A 1,940-nucleotide genomic window follows, 5' to 3' on the forward strand; every position below is an offset into this window, starting at 1 on the left:
GCCCCCGGCCCCTCCCCCACCGGAAACCTCCGCTCGTTCCGGTCGATCTTCGCGGAGAGCGCCGCGAGGGGATCGATGTCGAGCACCTCGCACAGCTGGAGCAAGTACGCCAGCACGTCCGCGACTTCGTCCGTCACGCGGGACGCCTTGTCGGGGTCGGACATCACGCGTGCCGACTCCTCCGGCGTCAACCACTGGAAGATCTCGACGAGTTCGGACGCCTCCACGCTGAGCGCGGCGACCAGGTTCTTCGGGGTGTGGTACGGCTGCCAGTTCCGCGCCGCCGCGAACGCGGCCAGCCTGCGCTGGAGCTGCGCCACCTTTCTTTCAGGCAGCGCACCAGGTCCTTCAAAGCCGGGGTGAATGCCCGCTCCCGGGTAGCCGGGCAGGCTAGCCGGGTCGCCGCCAAGGCGATCGGGCGCATCACCCGACTCAACCGCGAGGCGGACCACGTGCACCAAGTAGGAGTTCAGCGAGCGATCCCGTGCGTCGGCGGTAGATTTCGCCTTCTCGTACAGCTCATCGGGGATGCGGAATCTATAATTGACCATGACCTCATAATGACCTTATATTGACATCATGTCCAGGTTCCGGATGTACCCGACTGCGCAGCAGGAACAGCAGATGCTGCTGCATTGCGCGCATGCGCGGTACGTGTGGAACCTGGCAGTCGAGCAGCACTCGCACTGGCGCATGGGCAAACGGCCCGCACCCGGGTTCGCCGAGCAATGCCGACAGCTCACCCAAGCCCGGCACGAGAACGAATGGCTCGGCGCCGGGAATGCCAATGTCCAGCAGCAGGCGTTGAAAGACTTCGCCAAAGCCAAGGCAGCGAAGTTCGCGTCCGGGTTCGGTGAGCCCACGTGGCGGAAGAAGTACAAGCACGAGGGCTTTCGTGTCATCGGGACCGACCGCGTACCTGAGTGCCATGAGGACGGCTCGCCGAAGCTCAACGCCAAGACAGGCAAGCACGTCATGGGCCGGTCGGTGGTGGTGCACAAGCTCAACCGCCGGTGGGCTCAGGTCAAGGTACCGGGCTGCGGCTGGGTCCGCTTCCGTCACACTCGCTCTGAGCTGCCGCAGGCGAAGACCTTTCGGGTCACGTTCAAAAACGGTCAGTGGCACCTCGCCTTCGCCGTGATCCCCAAGTCGGTCGCAGGGCCCGGCACCAGTGAAGTCATCGGCATCGACCGGGGTGTGACCATCACCGCTGCCCTGTCGGACGGCCGGAAACTGAACTGTCCGCAGCTCACGGTCAAGGAACGCGCCCGGATCCGCAAGCACCAGCGCCGCGCCGCACGGGCACCCAAGGGCAGCGAGCGCAAGGCCGCCGAGTACGCCAAGGCCGCCAAGCTCAAGGCCCGGGAGGCGAACCGGCGCAAGGACTGGTGTGAGAAGACCTCAACCACGCTCGCCCGGACCTATGCCACGATCCGCTTCGAGAAGCTCACCATCAAGAACATGACCGCCTCCGCACGGGGGACGGTCGAACAGCCCGGCCGAAACGTGCGTCAGAAAGCGGGGCTAAACAGGGCGATCCTTGCCCAGGGCTGGGGGCTGCTCCGTCGTCGCACGGAGGACAAAGCCCCCGGCCGGGTCGAGGAGATCCCCGCCCCGTACACCAGTCTGCGATGCGGCGCCTGCGGATGGATCGACAAGAACTCGCGCAAGAGCCAAGCCGAGTTCGTCTGCTCCTCCTGCGGCTTCGCCTGCAACGCCGACGAGAACGCAGCAATCAACGTCGCGGCAGGACAGGGCGGAATCCCCCGCCCCAGGCGCTCAGCCTGTGTCGGAGGGACGACACCGCCCACACAGCGGTCGAGCGTCCGTGAACCTCAACCTGACTGGGTTGGAATCCCCCTCTTTTGAGAGGGGGAGGATGTCAAATCAAGTTCTGTCACGGTCCAGGTCTACCACCGTGACCCCGCCCACCCCCGAGG

At 65.5% G+C, this 1,940-nt stretch carries 2 protein-coding genes and 1 pseudogene; 1 reads left to right on the plus strand and 2 read right to left on the minus strand.

What is annotated here, in order from left to right:
• Both G5C60_RS52935 and G5C60_RS54420 read right to left on the minus strand, forming a co-directional pair.
• A partial coding sequence (locus G5C60_RS52935) for a nucleotide pyrophosphohydrolase (protein WP_241267667.1) occupies positions 1-335 on the minus strand: 335 nt, incomplete at its 3' end.
• A 153-nt stretch (positions 336-488) separates the two neighbouring features.
• Positions 489-551 (minus strand): annotated as a pseudogene (locus tag G5C60_RS54420) (hypothetical protein); the annotation flags it as partial.
• 28 nt (positions 552-579) lie between these two features.
• On the opposite strand from G5C60_RS54420, the gene G5C60_RS50590 reads away from it, so the two are divergent.
• A complete protein-coding gene (locus G5C60_RS50590; protein ID WP_165271063.1) occupies positions 580-1,869 on the plus strand; it encodes an RNA-guided endonuclease InsQ/TnpB family protein in 1,290 nt (429 codons plus the stop codon).
• Positions 1,870-1,940 lie beyond the last annotated feature (71 nt).

The organism is Streptomyces scabichelini (genome assembly GCF_011045015.1).
In the GTDB taxonomy this organism is placed as follows: domain Bacteria; phylum Actinomycetota; class Actinomycetes; order Streptomycetales; family Streptomycetaceae; genus Streptomyces; species Streptomyces scabichelini.